Below are 16,143 nucleotides of genomic sequence, written 5' to 3'. Positions count from 1 at the left end.
ATCAGTGCCCTCCCGCTCGCGCCCGGCCGGGCAGGTTGTCGACCAGGAGGTTCACCCCGATGGTCAGGATCGCGATGGCGACCGCCGGCATCACCACCGCCGGGGCGCCGTAGCTCAAGCCCGCGATGTTCTCGCGCACCAGCGAGCCCCAATCGGCGTAAGGCGGCTGCACGCCGAGGCCGAGGAACGACAGGCTCGACAGGAGCAGCACCACGAAGACGAAGCGCAGGCCGAAATCGGTGGCGAGCGGCCCGACCATGTTGGGCATCACCTCGCGCAGCATGATGTGGAGGCGGCCCTCGCCGCGGGCACGCGCGGCGAGCACGAAGTCCTCCGCCGCGATGTTGACCGCGAGCGCCCGGGTGATGCGGTAGCAGCCCGGCACGTAGATGAACGCCATGGTCAGCACCAGGATCGGCAGCGACGAGCCGAGGCCGGCGATCAGCACGAGCGCCATCATCTTCGAGGGGATCGAGGTCAGGGCGTCGAGGAGGCGGCTCAGGGCGCTGTCGGTCCAGCCGCCGACGACGGCCGCGAACAGCCCGAGCCCGATGCCCATCGTGCAGGCCAGAGCCGTCGCGAGCGCCGCGATGCCGACCGTGTAGCGGGCGCCGAGCAGGATGCGGCTCAGCATGTCGCGGCCGAGATAGTCGGTGCCCAGCGGATAGGCCCGGCTGATCGGCCCGAACACGTCGACATCGACGATCGCGCCGGCATCGTAGGGGCTGAGCGCCTGGCCGAACACCGCCAGGACGATGCCGGTGAGGACGATGGCGGCGCCGAGGCCGGCGACGGGGTTGAGACGCAGGCGCGGCCGGGCCGCGGCCGGGGCGGTGTCGGTCACGGTCTCGCTCATGAGTGGCGCAGCCTCGGGTTGGACAGGATCGCGACGATGTCGGCGGTGGTCACCAGCAGCAGGTAGACGGCGCAGAACACGATGGCGCAGGCCTGCACGACCGGCATGTCGCGCATCGACACGCTGTCGACCATCAGCTTGGCGATGCCCGGATAGTTGAAGATCGTCTCGACGATGATGACGCCGCCGAGCAGGTACGACAGGCTCAGCGCGACCGCGTTGGCGATGGCCCCGACGGTGTTCGGCAGGACGTGGCGCAGGACCACCCGCGCCGGGCTCGCGCCCTTGAGGGCCGCCATCTCGACGTAAGGCGACTTCAGCGCCTCGATCACCGCCGCGCGGGTCATCCGCACCATCTGGGTGATGACGACGAAGGACAGGGTCATCACCGGCATCGCCACGGCGCGCAGGAATTGCAGCGGCGTCGCCGAGCGCGGCATGAAGGACAGGGCCGGCAGCCATTGCAGGTGCACGGCGAAGATCAGCACCGCCAGGGTGGCGACCAGGAATTCGGGGATCGACACCGCCGAGATCGTCACCACGCCGACCGCCCGGTCGTAGAGCGAGCCGCGCCAGACCGCCGCGGTGATGCCCAGCGTCAGGGCGAGCGGCACCGAGATCGCCGCCACGATGCCCGCCAGGATGAGCGAGTTCGACAGCCGGGCCCAGATCAGGTCGCCGACCGGCTGGCGGTTGACGAGGGAGAGGCCGGCATCCCCGGTGAGGAGCCCGCCGAGCCAGGACACGAAGCGCTGCAGCGCCGGCACGTCGAGGCCCAGCGCGTGGCGCAGGCCCGCCACCGCCTCCGGCGTCGCGCTCTGGCCGAGGATCGCCTGGGCGACGTCGCCCGGCAGGAGCTGGGTCGCCCCGAACACGACCGCCGAGACGAAGAGCAGCGTCGCGAGGGCGACGAGCACGCGGCCCGCGATCAGCTTCACCATGCGGCGGCTCATGCGCCCTCCCTGATCCTGAGGTGGCCGGCCCTCACGGGCGGGCGTGGTGGTGCTAAGTCCAAGGGTGCAAGTGGGGTGCCTCTGGGCGAGGCCGGGTGATCCGCTCGATATGAATGCGGCGGATGGACGGCCCGCCGTGTCGTCCCGGGTTCTCGCCACGGCTCGTCCCGGGACGACGCAAGGGGAGGGAGACGCGACGCTCCCTCCGATCCTTGGTCGACGGGTTTACGCGTCGAGCCAGACATACTCGCCGAAGGTGTAGCCCATCAGGCCGCCGGTCGGCATCGGGCGTAGGCCCTTGATCTTGCTGGAATAGCAGTCGAGGTTGCTGATGAAGGCCGGGATGCCGATGCCGGCGCCGTCATGCACCAGCACCTGCGCGTCGTGGTACATCTGCTTGCGCTTGGCCTCGTCGCGCTCGGCCCGGGCGGCGACGATCAGCTGGTCGAAGGTCGGGTTCTTCCAGCGCGACTCGTTCCAGTTCGCGTCGGACTTGAAGAACAGGCTGAACAGCAGGTCGGCGGTCGGCCGCGGGTTGATGTTACCGAAGCAGAACGGGCTCTTCATCCAGTAGTTCGACCAGTAGCCGTCGGACGGCACCCGCTGGACGTCGATATTGAGGCCGAGCTTCTTGGCTTCCTGCTGCAGCAGCACCGCCATCTCGACCGAGGCGTCGGCCGCCGGCGAGGCGACGAGCGGGATGGTCGAGCCGAGCACCCCGGCCTTGTTGAAGTGGAACTTCGCCTTCTCGGGGTCGAAGGGCCGCTGCGGGATGTCGGCGGCGTAGTAGCGGTTCGAGGACGGGATCGGGTGGTCGTTGGCGACCTCGGCGTAGCCGCGGAAGATCGCGGTCTTCATCTGGGCGCGGTTGAGCAGGTACTTCATGCCGAGCACGAAGTCCGGGTTGGCGCCCGGGCCCTCGTCGAGGCGGGCGATCAGGTCGGTGTAGAGCCCGGCCTTGGTCTCGAGCACGCCGAAGCCGCCGGCGCCCTCGATCACCCGCAGCGAGCGCGGGTTGATCACCGCGGCGATCTGCACGTCGCCGGACAGGAGGGCGTTCAGCCGCGCCTGCTCGTCGGGCAGGCCGAAGAACTCGATGCTGTCGAGGAACGGGCCGGGCTGGCGCCAGTAATTCGCGTTGCGCAGCGCGATGGTGCGGACGCCCGGGATGAACTCCTTGCAGGTGAACGGGCCGGTGCCGATGCCCTTCGAGAAGTCCGTCGTCCCGGACTGGACGATGTGGAAATGCGCGGTGCCGAGGATGACCGGCCAGTCGGCATTGGCGCCCGAGAGCACGATGGTGACCTCGTTCGGGCTCGGGGCCTCGATCGAGGTCATTTGCTTGGCCAGCGTGTTGGCCTTGGAGCCGACCGCCGGGTCGAGGTGGCGCTTGAGCGAGTAGACCACGTCCTCGGCCGTCAGCGACTTGCCGTCGTGGAAGGTCACGCCCTTGCGGATCTTGAAGGTCCAGGTCTGGGCGTCCCGGCTGTCGAAGCTCTCGGCCAGCTCCGGGGTCGGGGCGCCGGTCGCGTCGATGTGGACAAGCTTGTTGTAGAAGAAGTTGCAGCGGACGTAGTCGCTCGCGTTCGTCTGCTTGGCCGGGTCGAGGGTGTCGGCCGTCGAGCTGGTATAGGTGCAGACGCGGATGCTGCCGCCGCGCTTCGGGGTCTGGGCCAGCGCCTGCGTGGCGCTGCCGAACACCGCGCCGCCGGCCATCAGGCCCATGCCGGCGGTCCCGAGCAGGCCCAGGATGTCGCGCCGCGACGCGCCCCGGCGCAGGCCGTCGAGGACGCGGCCGCGATCGGCCGGGCTCATGGTCTCAAAGGCGTCTGCATCCCGTTGCGACATCGTCTTCCCCTCGGCGAGCCTGGTGGTGCCGTCCCTGGTGCGGTGCGATCGTCCGATGCTGCACCGCCGAATTTTTGGGCATGTTCCGTCCGGCACAAACAATCAGCACCATCTTCGTAGGATTGTCAACAATCAGAATACACCTCCGCCAACTTGGACGGATCTTGGCATCCGCCGCGCCGGCGGCCGCGTCTTCCTGCCGTGCCGGGCGGCTCCTGCGGCAGGTTCTGCCATCCGGACGCCCGGCATCGTGACGGCGCGGCCGCCGGTCCGGGCTATGAGTCTGCGGATCCGAGCCACCGCGAGAGCCCCCGATGACCGACGCCGCCGCCCTCCTGTCCGACCTCGTCGCGATCCCCTCGGTCTGCCGCACCCCGAATGGCGGGATCGTCGCGCTGGTGCGCGACCACCTCGCCCGCCATGGCGTCGAGGCGGCCGTGCTGCCGGGGCCGGAGGGCGACCGCGCCAACCTGTTCGCCACGATCGGCCCGCGCGACGTGCCGGGAATCGTGCTGTCGGGCCATCTCGACGTGGTGCCGGCCGGCGAGGGCTGGACCGGCGACCCCTTCGCCCTGCGGCGGATGGGCGACCGTCTGGTCGGCCGCGGTGCCGTCGACATGAAGGGCTTCGTCGCCTGCATGCTCGCCCTGGTGCCCGAGATGGTGGCGGCCCCGTTGCGCCGGCCGATCCATCTGGCTCTCTCCTACGACGAGGAGGTCGGCTGCGTCGGCGTCCGCCACATGATCGCCCGGCTGCCCGAGCTCTGCGCGACCCCGCTCGGCTGCATCGTCGGCGAGCCTTCGGAGATGCGGCCGGTCCTGCGCCACAAGGGCAAGGTCGCCGGGCGCCTGACCGTGCGCGGCCGGGCCGGCCATTCCTCGCGGCCCGACCTCGCCGACAACGCCGTGCATCTGGCCGCCGACATCGTCGGGCTGGTGCGGGCGACGCACGAGCGCTTCCTGCGCGAGGGGCCGTTCCACCCGCTGTTCGAGCCGGCCTCCTCGACCCTCCAGGTGGGGGTGATCGCCGGGGGCACCGGGGTCAACGTCGTGCCGGATACCTGCCGGGTCGAGTGGGAGGCCCGCGCGGTGCCGGGCACCGACCCGATGACGGTCCACGACGCGCTCCAGGCCGGCATCGCGGACCTCGTGGCGCCGCTCCAGGCCGCCGGGCGGGCGGTCGCCGTCGAGAGCGAGATCCTGTCGCTCTACCCCGCCCTCGATCTGGCCGACGACGCCCCCTTGCGCGGCCTGGCCGAGGCCTGGTCCGGCCACGCCGCCCTCGGGGCGGTGAGCTACGGCACCGAGGCCGGCCTGTTCCAGGCGGCCGGCATCCCGTCGATCATCTGCGGCCCGGGTCGCATCGCCGAGGCGCATCGGCCCGACGAATCGATCGGTCTCGCCGATCTGGAGGCCTGCTGCGCCATGCTGCGCCGGGTGATCGCCGATCAGGCTTGAGCACAAAACCCAGTCAAACACAGACGAACCGGACCAGCGGGCGCGCGTTGTCGAGGTCAGGATCTAACCAACCTGGGATCCGACAGGAGAGCAACATGCGTTCGATTCTCACAGGACTCGCCGCCGGCCTTCTCGTCGCCGGTGCGGCCTCGGCCCAGACAGCCGCCCCGTCCACGGCTCCCGGCACCATGCGCACCGGCCCCGCCGCCACCGGCACCGTCGCGCCGACGCCGAACAACACCGGCGGCGGCGCCGGCGGCGTGGTGGCGCCCGGGCCCACCGGGGCCTCGACGGTCACCGGCAGCTCGGCGGCGGGCGGCAATGCCGGCCAGCCCTCCCGCGCGGTGCCGCAGGGCAGCAGCGGCAGCGGCAGCCGGTAACGGCGCCGACGGACCGGCGCCATATCCGGATTCTATCGCGCCCGTCCGTCGATGATATTGGAATCCCTCCTCCGGGCGCGGTAACACCGCGCTCAACAGCAGGCCGGCTGCCGCGACACCGGCGGCCGGCCGCCACGGGAGGGACACGCATGAACGCCCATCAGCACTTCATCGGCGGCACCTGGGTCGGCGGCGAGGCGACCCTGCCGGTCCTCAACCCGTCGCACGGCCAGGAGATGGCCCGCATCGCCCGCGGCGGCGCCAAGGAGATCGACGACGCCGTCAAGGCCGGCCACGCCGCCATGGACGGCGAGTGGGGCCGGCTCGACGCCGCCTCCCGCGGCCGGCTGATGCTGAAGCTCGCCGAGCTGATCCGCCGCGACGCCGAGATCCTGGCCAAGATGGAGAGCGAGGATGTCGGCAAGCCGATGACCCTCGCCCGCAACGACGCCCAGGTCTGCGCCCGCTACTTCGAGTATTACGGCGGCGCCGCCGACAAGGTCCACGGCGACACGATCCCGTTCCAGAACGGCTTCACCGTCATGACCGTCTACGAGCCGCACGGCGTCGTCGGCGTGATCGTGCCGTGGAACTACCCCCTCCAGATGACCGGCCGCTCGGTCGCCCCGGCGCTCGCCATGGGCAACGCCGTGGTGCTCAAGCCCGCCGAGGACACCTCGCTCTCGGCTTTGCACCTGGCCACGCTCGCGGCCGAGGCCGGCTTCCCGGCCGGCAGCCTCAACGTGGTGACGGGCCTCGGCGAGGAGGCGGGCGCGGCGCTCGCCTCGCACACGGGCATCCACCACATCAGCTTCACCGGCTCGCGCGAGGTCGGGGTGCTGATCCAGTCTGCGGCGGCCAAGAACACCATTCCGGTGACGCTCGAACTCGGCGGCAAGTCGCCCCAGGTGGTCTTCGCCGACGCCGACCTGTCGGAGGCCGGCACCGTCATCGTGAAGGCGATCACCCAGAATGCCGGCCAGACCTGCTCGGCGGGCTCGCGGGTGGTGATCGAGGATAAGATCTACGACAGCTTCACCGCCGACCTCGCGAAGCGCTTCAAGGACCTGCGGGTCGGCTCGGGCGAGCAGGACCTCGACCTCGGCCCCGTGGTCAACGCCAAGCAGTGCGAGCGGGTGCAGAGCTACATCGATCTCGCCCGCCGCGACGGCCTGACCATCCTGGCCGAGGGCGAACTCGGCACCAACGTTCCGGGCGACGGCTACTACGTCCGCCCGACCCTGATCGGCGACGTGCCGCCGGACCACCGCCTGGCGCAGGAAGAGATCTTCGGGCCGGTCCTGGTGGCGATCCGGGTGCGCGACGAGGCCGAGGCGCTGAAGGTGGCGAACGGCACCGAGTACGGGCTCGCCGCCGGCATCTGGACCCAGGATCTCGGCAAGGCCTTGCGCCTGTCGAAGGGCATCAAGTCGGGCCAGGTCTTCGTCAACAATTACGGCGCGGGCGGCGGCGTCGAGCTGCCCTTCGGCGGCGTGAAGGGCTCGGGCCACGGCCGGGAGAAGGGCTTCGAGGCGCTCTACGGCTTCGGCGCCATGAAGATGATCGCGATCAAGCACGGGGTCTGACGATCATGGCAGCGGGGACTTTGGCAGCGGGGAACGGGGTCCGGCCGCTCAGCGGCCTGACCGTGGTGGCGCTCGAGCAGGCGGTGGCAGCCCCCTACTGCTCCTCGCGCCTCGCCGATGCGGGCGCCCGCGTCATCAAGATCGAGCGGCCGGAGGGCGATTTCGCCCGCGGCTACGATGCTGCGGTCAACGGCCTGGCGAGCTACTTCGTCTGGCTCAACCGCGGCAAGGAAAGCCTGGTCGCCGACATCAAGGATCCGGGCGATGCCCGGCTCCTCCACGCCGTCCTCGCCCAGGCCGACGTGTTCATCCAGAACCTCGCGCCCGGCGCCGCGGCCCGGGCCGGGTTCGGCTCGGACGCGCTGCGGGCCCGCTATCCGCGGCTCATCACCGTCGACGTCACCGGCTACGGTTCCGGGCACGCGTATTCGGACATGAAGGCCTACGACCTGCTGGTCCAGGCGGAGAGCGGCTTGGCCGAGATCACCGGTCATCCTGCCGGCCCCGGCCGGGTCGGGGTGTCGGTCTGCGACATCGCCTGCGGCATGGCGGCCCATGCGGCGGTGCTGGAGGCGCTGATCGCCCGCGGCATCACCGGCGAGGGTGCGAAGCTCGAGGTCAGCCTGTTCGACGGCATGGCCGACTGGATGAACGTGCCGCTGCTCTACTTCGAGGGCACCGGCCGGGCGCCGCAGCGGGTGGGGCTCGCCCACCCGTCGATCTGCCCCTACGGCGCCTTCCCGACCCGGGACGGGGCCCTGGTGCTGATCTCGATCCAGAACGAGCGCGAATGGGCCCGGTTCTGCACCGCGTTCCTGCGCCAGCCCGACCTGCCCTCGCGCATCGGCTTCGAGAGCAACAACGCCCGGGTGGCGAACCGGCCCGAGGTCGATGCGGTGGTGGCGCGGGTCTTCGCGGAGCTCGGCCGCGACGAGGCGGCCGACCGGCTCAGAGCCGCAGGCACGGCCTACGGCTTCGTCAACGGCCTGGCCGACCTCGTCTCGCACCCGGCGCTCCGGCGGGTGACCGTCGAGACCGACGCCGGCCCGGCCTCGATCGTCGCGCCGCCGGCGCTCCGCAACGGGCAGGCGCCGCTCATGGGCCGGGTGCCGGGAATCGGCGAGCACAGCGAGGCGATCCGGCGGGAGTTTGCGGCGTAGACGGTCAGGGCTGAGCCCTCTCAACCTCTCAGGGTCATCCCGGGGCCGCGCAGCGGAGCCCGGGATCCAGAGCCGCGGATGGTACAGGATCAGGCGGAATGCCCTCCGCTTCTTTCTGAACGGCCTGAGCTTCTGGATCCCGGGCTCCGCTGCGCGGCCCCGGGATGACGCAGTGCATGTTGAAGCGGTACAGATCAGACGAACTTCATAACGAACCCCCGGGAGGACAACCATGGCCACCATCCGCGAAGAAGACCTGGTCGCCTCCATCGCCGACGCCCTGCAATTCATCTCGTACTACCACCCGGCGGATTACATCGAGAACCTCGCCGAGGCCTGGCGGCGCGAAGACAGCCCGGCGGCCCGGGATGCGATGGCGCAGATCCTGGTCAATTCGCGCATGGCCGCCTTCGGCCGGCGGCCGATCTGCCAGGATACCGGCACGGCGCAGGTCTTCATGAAGGTCGGGCTCGGCGCCCGCATCGTCTCGAACCGCTCGCTCCAGGCCATCGTCGACGAGGGCGTGCGCCGCGCCTGGCGCGAGGAGCGCAACCCGTTGCGCGCCTCGGTCGTCTCCGAGCCGTTGTTCGGTCGCCGCAACACCGGCGACAACGCTCCCGCCATGCTCCACGTCGAGATGGTGGCCGGCGATACCGTCGAGGTCCACGTCGCGGCCAAGGGCGGCGGCTCGGAGAACAAGGCGAAATTCGCCGCCCTCAACCCGAGCGATTCCGTCGCCGACTGGGTCGTGCGCACCGTCGAGACGCTCGGCGCCGGCTGGTGCCCGCCCGGCATGCTCGGCATCGGCGTCGGCGGCTCGCCCGAGAAGGCGATGACGCTGGCCAAGCTCTCACTCCTCGATCCGATCGACCTGCCGCAGATCCGCACCCGCGGCCCCGCGTCCAAGGAGGAGGAACTGCGGCTCGAGATCTTCGAGCGGGTCAACGCGCTCGGCATCGGCGCGCAGGGGCTCGGCGGCCTCACCACCGTGTTGGATGTGAAGCTCAAGACCTTCCCGGTCCATGCCGCCTCGCTTCCGGTCGGCCTGATCCCGCAATGCGCCGCCGACCGGCACGCCCATTTCACCCTCGACGGCAGCGGCCCGGCCGTGTTCACCCCGCCTTCCCTCGACCTCTGGCCGCAGGACATCAGCGTCGCCGCGGCGGCCGGGCGGCGGGTCGATCTCGACCGGCTGACCCGCGAGGAGGTGGCGACCTGGCGCGCCGGCGAGACCCTGCTGCTGTCGGGCCGCCTGCTCACCGGGCGCGACGCGGCGCATCTGCGCCTGACCCGGATGCTGGAGGCCGGCGAGCCGCTGCCGGTCGATCTGCGCGACCGGGCGATCTACTATGTCGGCCCGGTGGATGCGGTCGGCGACGAGGCGGTCGGTCCCGCCGGCCCCACCACCGCGACGAGAATGGACAAGTTCCTGGAGCCGATCCTGTCGCGGACCGGCCTCCTTGTCATGGTCGGCAAGGCCGAGCGGGGGCCGGCCGCCGTCGAGACCATCGCCCGCCACGGCGCCGCCTACCTGATCGCGGTCGGGGGCGCGGCCTACCTCGTCTCGAAGGCGATCAAGTCGGCCCGGGTGCTCGCCTTCGCCGATCTCGGCATGGAGGCGATCCACGAATTCGTCGTCGAGGACATGCCGGTGACGGTCGCGGTCGACGCCGCCGGCACCTCGGTCCACCGCGACGGCCCGGCCCGCTGGCGCCGGCCGGTGCGGGAGATGGCGCCGGCATAAGGGCGCGGGTTTCTCCCTCCCCCCTCTGCGGGGGAGGGTTAATCCCCGGCATCCTCGCGTCTGTCCTCCACTGTCACCGTTCAGTCACGCGCGCGTGCTGAATCGGGCGGCCCAAGGAGACACGCGTGACCGGCACGACGCGCTACGCCCTCTACTTCACGCCGCCGCCCGGCTCGGACCTCGCCCGGTTCGGCAACGCCGTCCTCGGCACTGACAACCATACCGGCGCCGAGGTCCCCCGTCCCGACGGGATGGCCGACCTCGCGGGCGTGACCGATTCCCCCCGGCTCTACGGCTTCCATGCCACCCTGAAGGCGCCGATGCGCCTGAGGCCCGAGGCGACCGAGGCCGACCTTCTCGCCGCAGCCGAGATGGTGGCGGCGGATCACCCGCCCGTGCCGGTCGGCCCGTTGCGGGTCGCGACGCTCGGCGCGTTCACGGCGCTGATCCCGCAGGCCGCGCCGCCGGAGCTCGGTCTGTTCGCGGCCGAATGCGTCGCCGCCTTCGAGCCGTTCCGCGCCCCCCTGACCGAGGCCGAGACCGCGCGCCGCAAGCCCGAGCGCCTGAGCCCCCGCGGCCGGGCGCTCCTGGCGCGCTGGGGCTACCCCCACGTCTTCGAGGACTTCCGCTTCCACATGACCCTGACCGACGCCCTGCCGGAGGAGGCGCGGGCGTCCTGGCGCGAGCGTCTGGAGAAGGCCTACGGCGCGGGCACACCGCTGACCCTCGACGCCCTGTCGGTGCTGCGCCAGGACGGCGCCGGACCGTTCCGGGTGCTGCATCGCGTCGCATTCGGAGGCTGACCGCCATGGCCGGACAACTGGGCCTCGAACCCGCCATCGATCCGACCGCCTCGGTGCGGGAGTGCCGGCTCGGCCGCTACACCGAGATCGGCCCCCGCACCCGGCTCACCGAGACGGTGCTCGACGACTATTCCTACATCGGCAACGACGGCGAGGTGATCTACACCACGATCGGCAAGTTCTGCTCGATTGCCGCGATGGTGCGGATCAACCCGGGCAACCACCCGATGGAGCGGGCCTCGCAGAGCCACTTCACCTACCGCGCCGCCTCGTACTGGCCCGACGAATCGAACGAGGCGGACTTCTTCGATCGCCGGAGGGCGAGCCCGGTGACGATCGGCCACGACGTCTGGATCGGCCACGGGGTCGTGGTGCTGCCCGGGCGCAGCATCGGCACCGGCGCGGTCGTCGGGGCGGGTGCCATCGTCACCCGGGATGTCGAACCCTACACCATCGTGGTCGGCAACCCGGCGCGGCCGGTGCGCCGCCGCTTCGACGAGGCCGAAGCCGCGCGCCTGCTGGCCTTGGGCTGGTGGGACTGGGACCACGACCGCCTGCGTCACGCGCTTCCCGACTTCCGCGCCCTGCCGATCGACGCCTTCCTGAATAAATACGCCGGCTAAACACGAACGAGTTGTCATCCTCCTGTCGTTGAACCGGCGTTTACGTCCGCTCGAACAGTGGAGACGGGCGAGCGGATGCTGGTTGTCGAGAACCTCACGCGCCAATACGGGGCGCGCCGTGCCGTGGACGGCGTCAGCCTCTCCATCGCGCGCGGCAGCTTCGTCGGCGTGATCGGGCGCTCGGGCGCCGGCAAGTCGACCCTGCTGCGGATGCTCAACCGCCTCGCCGATCCGACCGGCGGTCGCATCCTCTACGACGGCACCGACGTGACGCGGTTACGCGGCCGCGAGTTGCGGGCCTGGCGCGCCCGCTGCGCGATGATCTTCCAGCAGTTCAACCTCGTCGGCCGGCTCGACGTGATGACGAACGTGCTGATGGGCCGGCTCAACCAGGTGCCGACCCACCGCTCGCTGCTCAAATTGTGGAGCGAGGAGGACCGGGCGCTGGCCCTCGCCGCGCTCGAGAATTTCGACATGGGCGGGTTCGCCGCCAACCGGGCCGACCAGCTGTCGGGCGGCCAGCAGCAGCGGGTCGCCATCGCCCGCGCCCTGGTGCAGGAGCCGGAGATCATCCTGGCCGACGAGCCGGTGGCCTCCCTCGACCCGCGCAACACCCGCCTGGTGATGGATGCGCTCGCCGACGCCAACCGGCGCTACGGTATCACGGTGCTCTGCAACCTGCACTCCCTCGACCTCGCCCGCGCCTATTGCGACCGGCTGATCGGCCTCTCGGAGGGCCGGGTGGTGTTCGACGGCCGCGGCTTCGACCTCACCGAGGACGTCGCCCGCACCCTCTACGGCCTCGAGGCCGGCGAGGTGATGGACCGGGGCGAGCCCGAGACGCCGCCGCGGCCGGTGCGGGCCCCGCTCCGCCACGCCGAGGCGCTGAGCGCCTAGATTTTCCCGTTTCCAGAAGGATTCGATCGATGCTGAACCGTCGTACCCTCGTGGGCGCCGCCGCCCTGCTGCTCGCCGCCGGCCCCGCCGTCGCGCAAAATTCCTCGGGCCAGGACTGGAAGGCGAAGTACCCGGAGCTGACGCTGGGCGTGATCCCGGCCGAGAACGCCTCCGGCACCGTCGACCGCTGGACGCCGCTGACCGCCTATCTCACCAAGGAACTCGGCGTCCCGGTGAAGCTGCGGGTCGCCAACGACTACGCGGCGGTGATCGAGGGCCAGCGCGCCGGCAACATCCAGATCGGATTCTACGGCCCGGCCTCCTTCGCCCGCGCGGTCATCACCGGCGTGAAGATCGAGCCACTGGTCAACCAGAAGCACGAGACCGGCGTCTCGGGCTACTACTCGGTGATCTACGTGCGTGCCGACAGCCCGTACAAGACGATCGAGGACCTGAAGGGCAAGAGCCTCGCCCTCGTCGATCCGAACTCGACGTCCGGCAACCAGGCGCCGCGCTTCTTCCTGCACAAGGCCGGCCACGACGTCGACAAGTTCTTCGGCAAGACCTTCTACGCCGGCAGCCACGAGAACGCCGTGCTGGCGCTCGCCCAGGGCACCGCGGATGCCGCCGCCAACTTCTGGAACTCCGACACCGACAGCAACCTGTCCCGGATGCTGACCAAGGGCATGCTGAAGAAGGCCGACGGCTCGCCGATGACGCAGTCGGATTTCCGCATCGTCTTCAAGTCCGAGTTCCTGCCCGAGGGCCCGTTCGCCGTCCTCGCCAACCTGCCGGACGATCTCAAGCAGACGATCCGCCAGGCCTTCGTCGACCTGCCGAAAAAGGACAAGGCTGCCTTCGACAAGCTCTCCGACGGCAAGGATCTCGATCTCACCCCGGTGACGCTGAAGGACTATCAGCCGATCATCGAGATGCTCCGCCACAACGACGAGCAGCGCAAGCGGTCGTGACGCGCGGGTCATCTCCTCTCCCCGCCCGCGGGGAGAGGAGAAACCTGCGCTCGACCGTCTCCCTGGAATGGCATCCCGAACGCCAGGGCGCTTGTTCGGCACCGGAGATCCGACACCCCGTGACCGTCCGCATCGACAAACTCCCCCCCGACCGCGAGCGAACACTGCTCGCGACTTACGCCGGCGCCGTCGCCGCCTCGCGCCGGCGCACCCTGGCGGTGTTCGTCGCGATCGTGGCGTTGTACTGGCTCGCCGGCTGGATGGCGGAGGTGCGGCCGCTCACCTTTCTCGACAACATCCAGAACTTCACCGCCTATATCGCCCAGATCCTGCCGCCGCTGACCCTGGCGAACCTGCCGGCGGACGTGGCGTCCTGGTACTGGGGCCTGCCGAAATGGCTCGGGCTCCTCGCCGAGACGCTGCTGATGGCCTATCTCGGCACGCTGCTCGGCGGCATCGCGGCGTTCGGCCTGTGCTTCCTCGCCTCGGCGAACCTGGTGCGCTCCGCACCCTTGCGCTTCGCCACCCGGCGCTTCCTGGAACTGTGCCGCACGGTGCCCGAGGTGGTGTTCGCGCTGATCTTCGTGATCGCCTTCGGGCTCGGGCCGATGGTCGGCGTGCTCGCCATCGCGATCCACACCACCGGCGCGCTCGGCAAGCTGTTCTCGGAAGTCGTCGAGAACATCGACATGAAGCCGGTCGAGGGCCTGACCGGCACCGGCGCCGGCTTCGTCCAGACCGTGCGCTTCGCGGTGGTGCCGCAGGTGCTCTCCAACTTCGCCTCCTACGCGCTGCTGCGCTTCGAGATCAACGTGCGCGGCGCGGGCGTGATGGGCTTCGTCGGGGCCGGCGGCATCGGCCAGGAATTCCTGGTCGCGATCCGCAACTTCTACTATTCGGACGTGAGCGCGATCCTGCTCCTCATCATCCTCACCGTGGTGACGATCGACCTCGCCACCGAGCGGCTGCGCCACCACCTCCTCGGCCGGGAGGCCCACGCGTGAGACCCCGTCCGCCGTCCGCCCTCCGGCAGGCCGCCCTCGCCGACCTCGACGGCCTGCGAAGCCGCCACCCGAAGGTCTTCCGGCCGTCGTGGTCGCGCCGCGCCGCGATGCTCGGCACCCTCGCTCTCGTCATCGGCCTCGCGGTGGTCGCGATGCTGCGGCTCGATTTCTCGCTGCTGCGCATCCTCCACGGCCTGCATCGGTTGGGCGAGTTCGCCGGCATGATGCTGCCGCCCTCGGCCGACGGGCGCTTCTTCCTGTTCCTGACCGCCCTCGGGGAGACCCTGGCGATCGCCTTCCTGGGCACGCTGACGGCGGCCTGCCTCGCCTTCCCGGTGGCGTTCCTCGCCGCCCGCAACGTGGTGCCGAACCCGTTCCTGCGCTTCGGGGTGCGCCGCGGCTTCGACGTGATCCGCTCGGTCGACGTGCTGATCTGGGCCCTGATCTGGATCAACGTCGTCGGCCTCGGGCCGTTCGCCGGTGCGCTCGCCATCGCGTGCTCGGATTTCGGCGCCTTCGGCAAGCTGTTCTCCGAGGCGATCGAGACCGCCGACCGCAAGGCGCAGGAGGGCGTGACCGCGTCGGGCGGCGGGCGGCTGCACCGGGTCCGGTTCGGCCTGGTGCCGGCGGTGCTGCCGGTGCTGGCGAGCCAGGTGCTGTACTTCTTCGAATCGAACACCCGCTCGGCCACCATCATCGGCATCGTCGGGGCCGGCGGCATCGGCCAGTACCTGACCGAGCTGATCCGGGTGCTGGAGATGCAGCAGGTCGCCGTCCTGGTGCTGATGATCCTCGTCACCGTGGCGCTGATCGACCTCGTCTCGGGCCGCCTGCGCCGGGCGATCATCGGGGGCGCGGCGCCCTGACCCCGCGCGGTTAGGCCCCTGATTCCACCACGCTTTCGCGCCTGCGAAGGCCAGCGAAAACCTCGCGCGGCGCGATTGTCTTCCCCCGGGGCGGGCGCCTATAAGCCGGCTGTCTCACGCGTCCCTCGCGGCGTCGAGAGCCCCGCCGGGCGCTCTCCGCGCGCAAGGACGATCATTCCGCCGGGGAGCAGCATGGCCGGGCATTCACAGTTCAAGAACATCATGCACCGCAAGGGCCGCGTCGACGCGGTCCGCTCGAAGGTGTTCTCCAAGCTTGCCCGAGAGATCACGGTCGCGGCCAAGCTCGGCACGCCGGACCCGTCGATGAACCCGCGCCTGCGCGCCGCCATCCTGGCGGCCCGGGCCGAGAACATGCCCAAGGACAACATCGAGCGCGCCATCAAGAAGGCGGCCGGCGGCGACGCGGAGAACTACGAGGAGGTCCGCTACGAGGGCTACGGCCCCGGCGGCGCCGCCCTGATCGTCGAGGCGCAGACCGACAACCGCAACCGCACCGCCTCCGACGTGCGCTCGGCCTTCACCAAGTCCGGCGGCAGCCTCGCCGAGACCGGCGCGGTGTCGTTCATGTTCGACCATGTCGGCCTCGTCGCCTTCGACGCCAAGGTGGCCGACGCCGACACGATGCTGGAAGCCGCCATCGAGGCCGGCGCCGACGACGTGAAGTCCGACGAGACCGGCCACGAGGTCATCTGCGAGCAGGGGGCGATGGGCGAGGTCTCGAAGACCCTCGAGGCCCGCTTCGGCGAGCCGCGCCGCACCGCCCTGATCTGGCGCGCCCAGAACACCGTCGACGTCGACGACGAGACCGCCGAGAAGCTCATCCGCCTCGTCGAGACGATCGAGGACCAGGACGACGTGCAGAACGTGTTCGTCAACTTCGCGGTGTCGGACGCGATGATGGCGAAGATGCAGGGGTAAGGTCCGGTACGCGTGCGCCTGCACACGTGCGGATCCTGATTCCCGAGGATCCACCC

15 protein-coding genes are annotated in these 16,143 nt (G+C 70.5%); 12 read left to right on the top strand and 3 right to left on the bottom strand.

Features of this window, described 5'->3' with window-relative positions:
- Position 1: 1 nt before the first annotated feature.
- From FF100_RS07840 to FF100_RS07830, 3 genes are all read right to left on the bottom strand, one after another.
- The gene (locus FF100_RS07840; RefSeq protein ID WP_139035005.1) at positions 2–856 is read right to left on the bottom strand and encodes an ABC transporter permease; all 855 of its coding nucleotides are present in this window, start codon (positions 854–856) and stop codon (positions 2–4) included.
- Entirely contained in the window at positions 853–1,809 is a 957-nt protein-coding gene (locus tag FF100_RS07835) for an ABC transporter permease (RefSeq protein WP_139035004.1), read from the bottom strand. The genes FF100_RS07840 and FF100_RS07835 overlap by 4 nt, the downstream gene beginning before the upstream one ends.
- 225 nt (positions 1,810–2,034) lie before the next feature.
- A complete protein-coding gene (locus tag FF100_RS07830; RefSeq protein WP_205824797.1) occupies positions 2,035–3,624 on the bottom strand; it encodes an ABC transporter substrate-binding protein in 1,590 nt (529 codons plus the stop codon).
- A gap of 347 nt (positions 3,625–3,971) precedes the next feature.
- On the opposite strand from FF100_RS07830, the gene argE reads away from it, so the two are divergent.
- The 12 genes from argE to FF100_RS07775 all read left to right on the top strand — a co-directional run bounded on the left by argE (position 3,972) and on the right by FF100_RS07775 (position 16,087).
- On the top strand, positions 3,972–5,114 hold the full coding sequence (gene argE, locus FF100_RS07825; protein ID WP_139035002.1) for an acetylornithine deacetylase: 1,143 nt from the start codon (positions 3,972–3,974) through the stop codon (positions 5,112–5,114).
- Positions 5,115–5,209: 95 nt separating this feature from the next.
- Positions 5,210–5,494, top strand: a complete 285-nt coding sequence (locus tag FF100_RS07820; protein ID WP_139035001.1) for a hypothetical protein — start codon at positions 5,210–5,212, stop codon at positions 5,492–5,494.
- Positions 5,495–5,643: 149 nt separating this feature from the next.
- Positions 5,644–7,080, top strand: a complete 1,437-nt coding sequence (locus FF100_RS07815; RefSeq protein WP_139035000.1) for an aldehyde dehydrogenase family protein — start codon at positions 5,644–5,646, stop codon at positions 7,078–7,080.
- 5 nt (positions 7,081–7,085) lie between these two features.
- Positions 7,086–8,240 (top strand): CaiB/BaiF CoA transferase family protein, encoded by a 1,155-nt coding sequence (locus FF100_RS07810; RefSeq protein ID WP_139034999.1) that lies wholly within the window; start codon positions 7,086–7,088, stop codon positions 8,238–8,240.
- 232 nt (positions 8,241–8,472) lie between these two features.
- Positions 8,473–9,984 carry a fumarate hydratase gene (locus tag FF100_RS07805; protein ID WP_139034998.1) on the top strand — a complete coding sequence of 504 codons (1,512 nt, stop codon included), beginning with the start codon at positions 8,473–8,475 and terminating at the stop codon, positions 9,982–9,984.
- Between the two features lie 125 nt (positions 9,985–10,109).
- On the top strand, positions 10,110–10,787 hold the full coding sequence (locus FF100_RS07800; protein ID WP_139034997.1) for a DUF1045 domain-containing protein: 678 nt from the start codon (positions 10,110–10,112) through the stop codon (positions 10,785–10,787).
- Between the two features lie 5 nt (positions 10,788–10,792).
- Positions 10,793–11,410 carry a DapH/DapD/GlmU-related protein gene (locus FF100_RS07795; protein ID WP_139034996.1) on the top strand — a complete coding sequence of 206 codons (618 nt, stop codon included), beginning with the start codon at positions 10,793–10,795 and terminating at the stop codon, positions 11,408–11,410.
- 75 nt (positions 11,411–11,485) lie between these two features.
- Positions 11,486–12,307, top strand: coding sequence for a phosphonate ABC transporter ATP-binding protein (gene phnC, locus FF100_RS07790; RefSeq protein WP_139034995.1), 822 nt, complete (start codon positions 11,486–11,488; stop codon positions 12,305–12,307).
- Between the two features lie 29 nt (positions 12,308–12,336).
- Positions 12,337–13,278 (top strand): phosphonate ABC transporter substrate-binding protein, encoded by a 942-nt coding sequence (gene phnD, locus FF100_RS07785; protein WP_139034994.1) that lies wholly within the window; start codon positions 12,337–12,339, stop codon positions 13,276–13,278.
- A gap of 119 nt (positions 13,279–13,397) precedes the next feature.
- A complete protein-coding gene (gene phnE / locus FF100_RS37560) occupies positions 13,398–14,282 on the top strand; it encodes a phosphonate ABC transporter, permease protein PhnE (RefSeq protein WP_205824787.1) in 885 nt (294 codons plus the stop codon).
- Positions 14,279–15,148, top strand: coding sequence for a phosphonate ABC transporter, permease protein PhnE (phnE, locus tag FF100_RS37555; protein WP_246101965.1), 870 nt, complete (start codon positions 14,279–14,281; stop codon positions 15,146–15,148). Before phnE (FF100_RS37560) ends, phnE (FF100_RS37555) begins: the two co-directional genes overlap by 4 nt.
- 192 nt (positions 15,149–15,340) lie before the next feature.
- On the top strand, positions 15,341–16,087 hold the full coding sequence (locus FF100_RS07775) for a YebC/PmpR family DNA-binding transcriptional regulator (protein ID WP_139034993.1): 747 nt from the start codon (positions 15,341–15,343) through the stop codon (positions 16,085–16,087).
- The last annotated feature ends 56 nt before the right edge of the window (positions 16,088–16,143 follow it).

This window comes from Methylobacterium terricola, assembly GCF_006151805.1.
In the GTDB taxonomy this organism is placed as follows: Bacteria; Pseudomonadota; Alphaproteobacteria; order Rhizobiales; family Beijerinckiaceae; genus Methylobacterium; species Methylobacterium terricola.
Note: the sequence above shows the minus strand (reverse complement) of the source record. Positions and strands in the feature narration are given on the sequence as shown.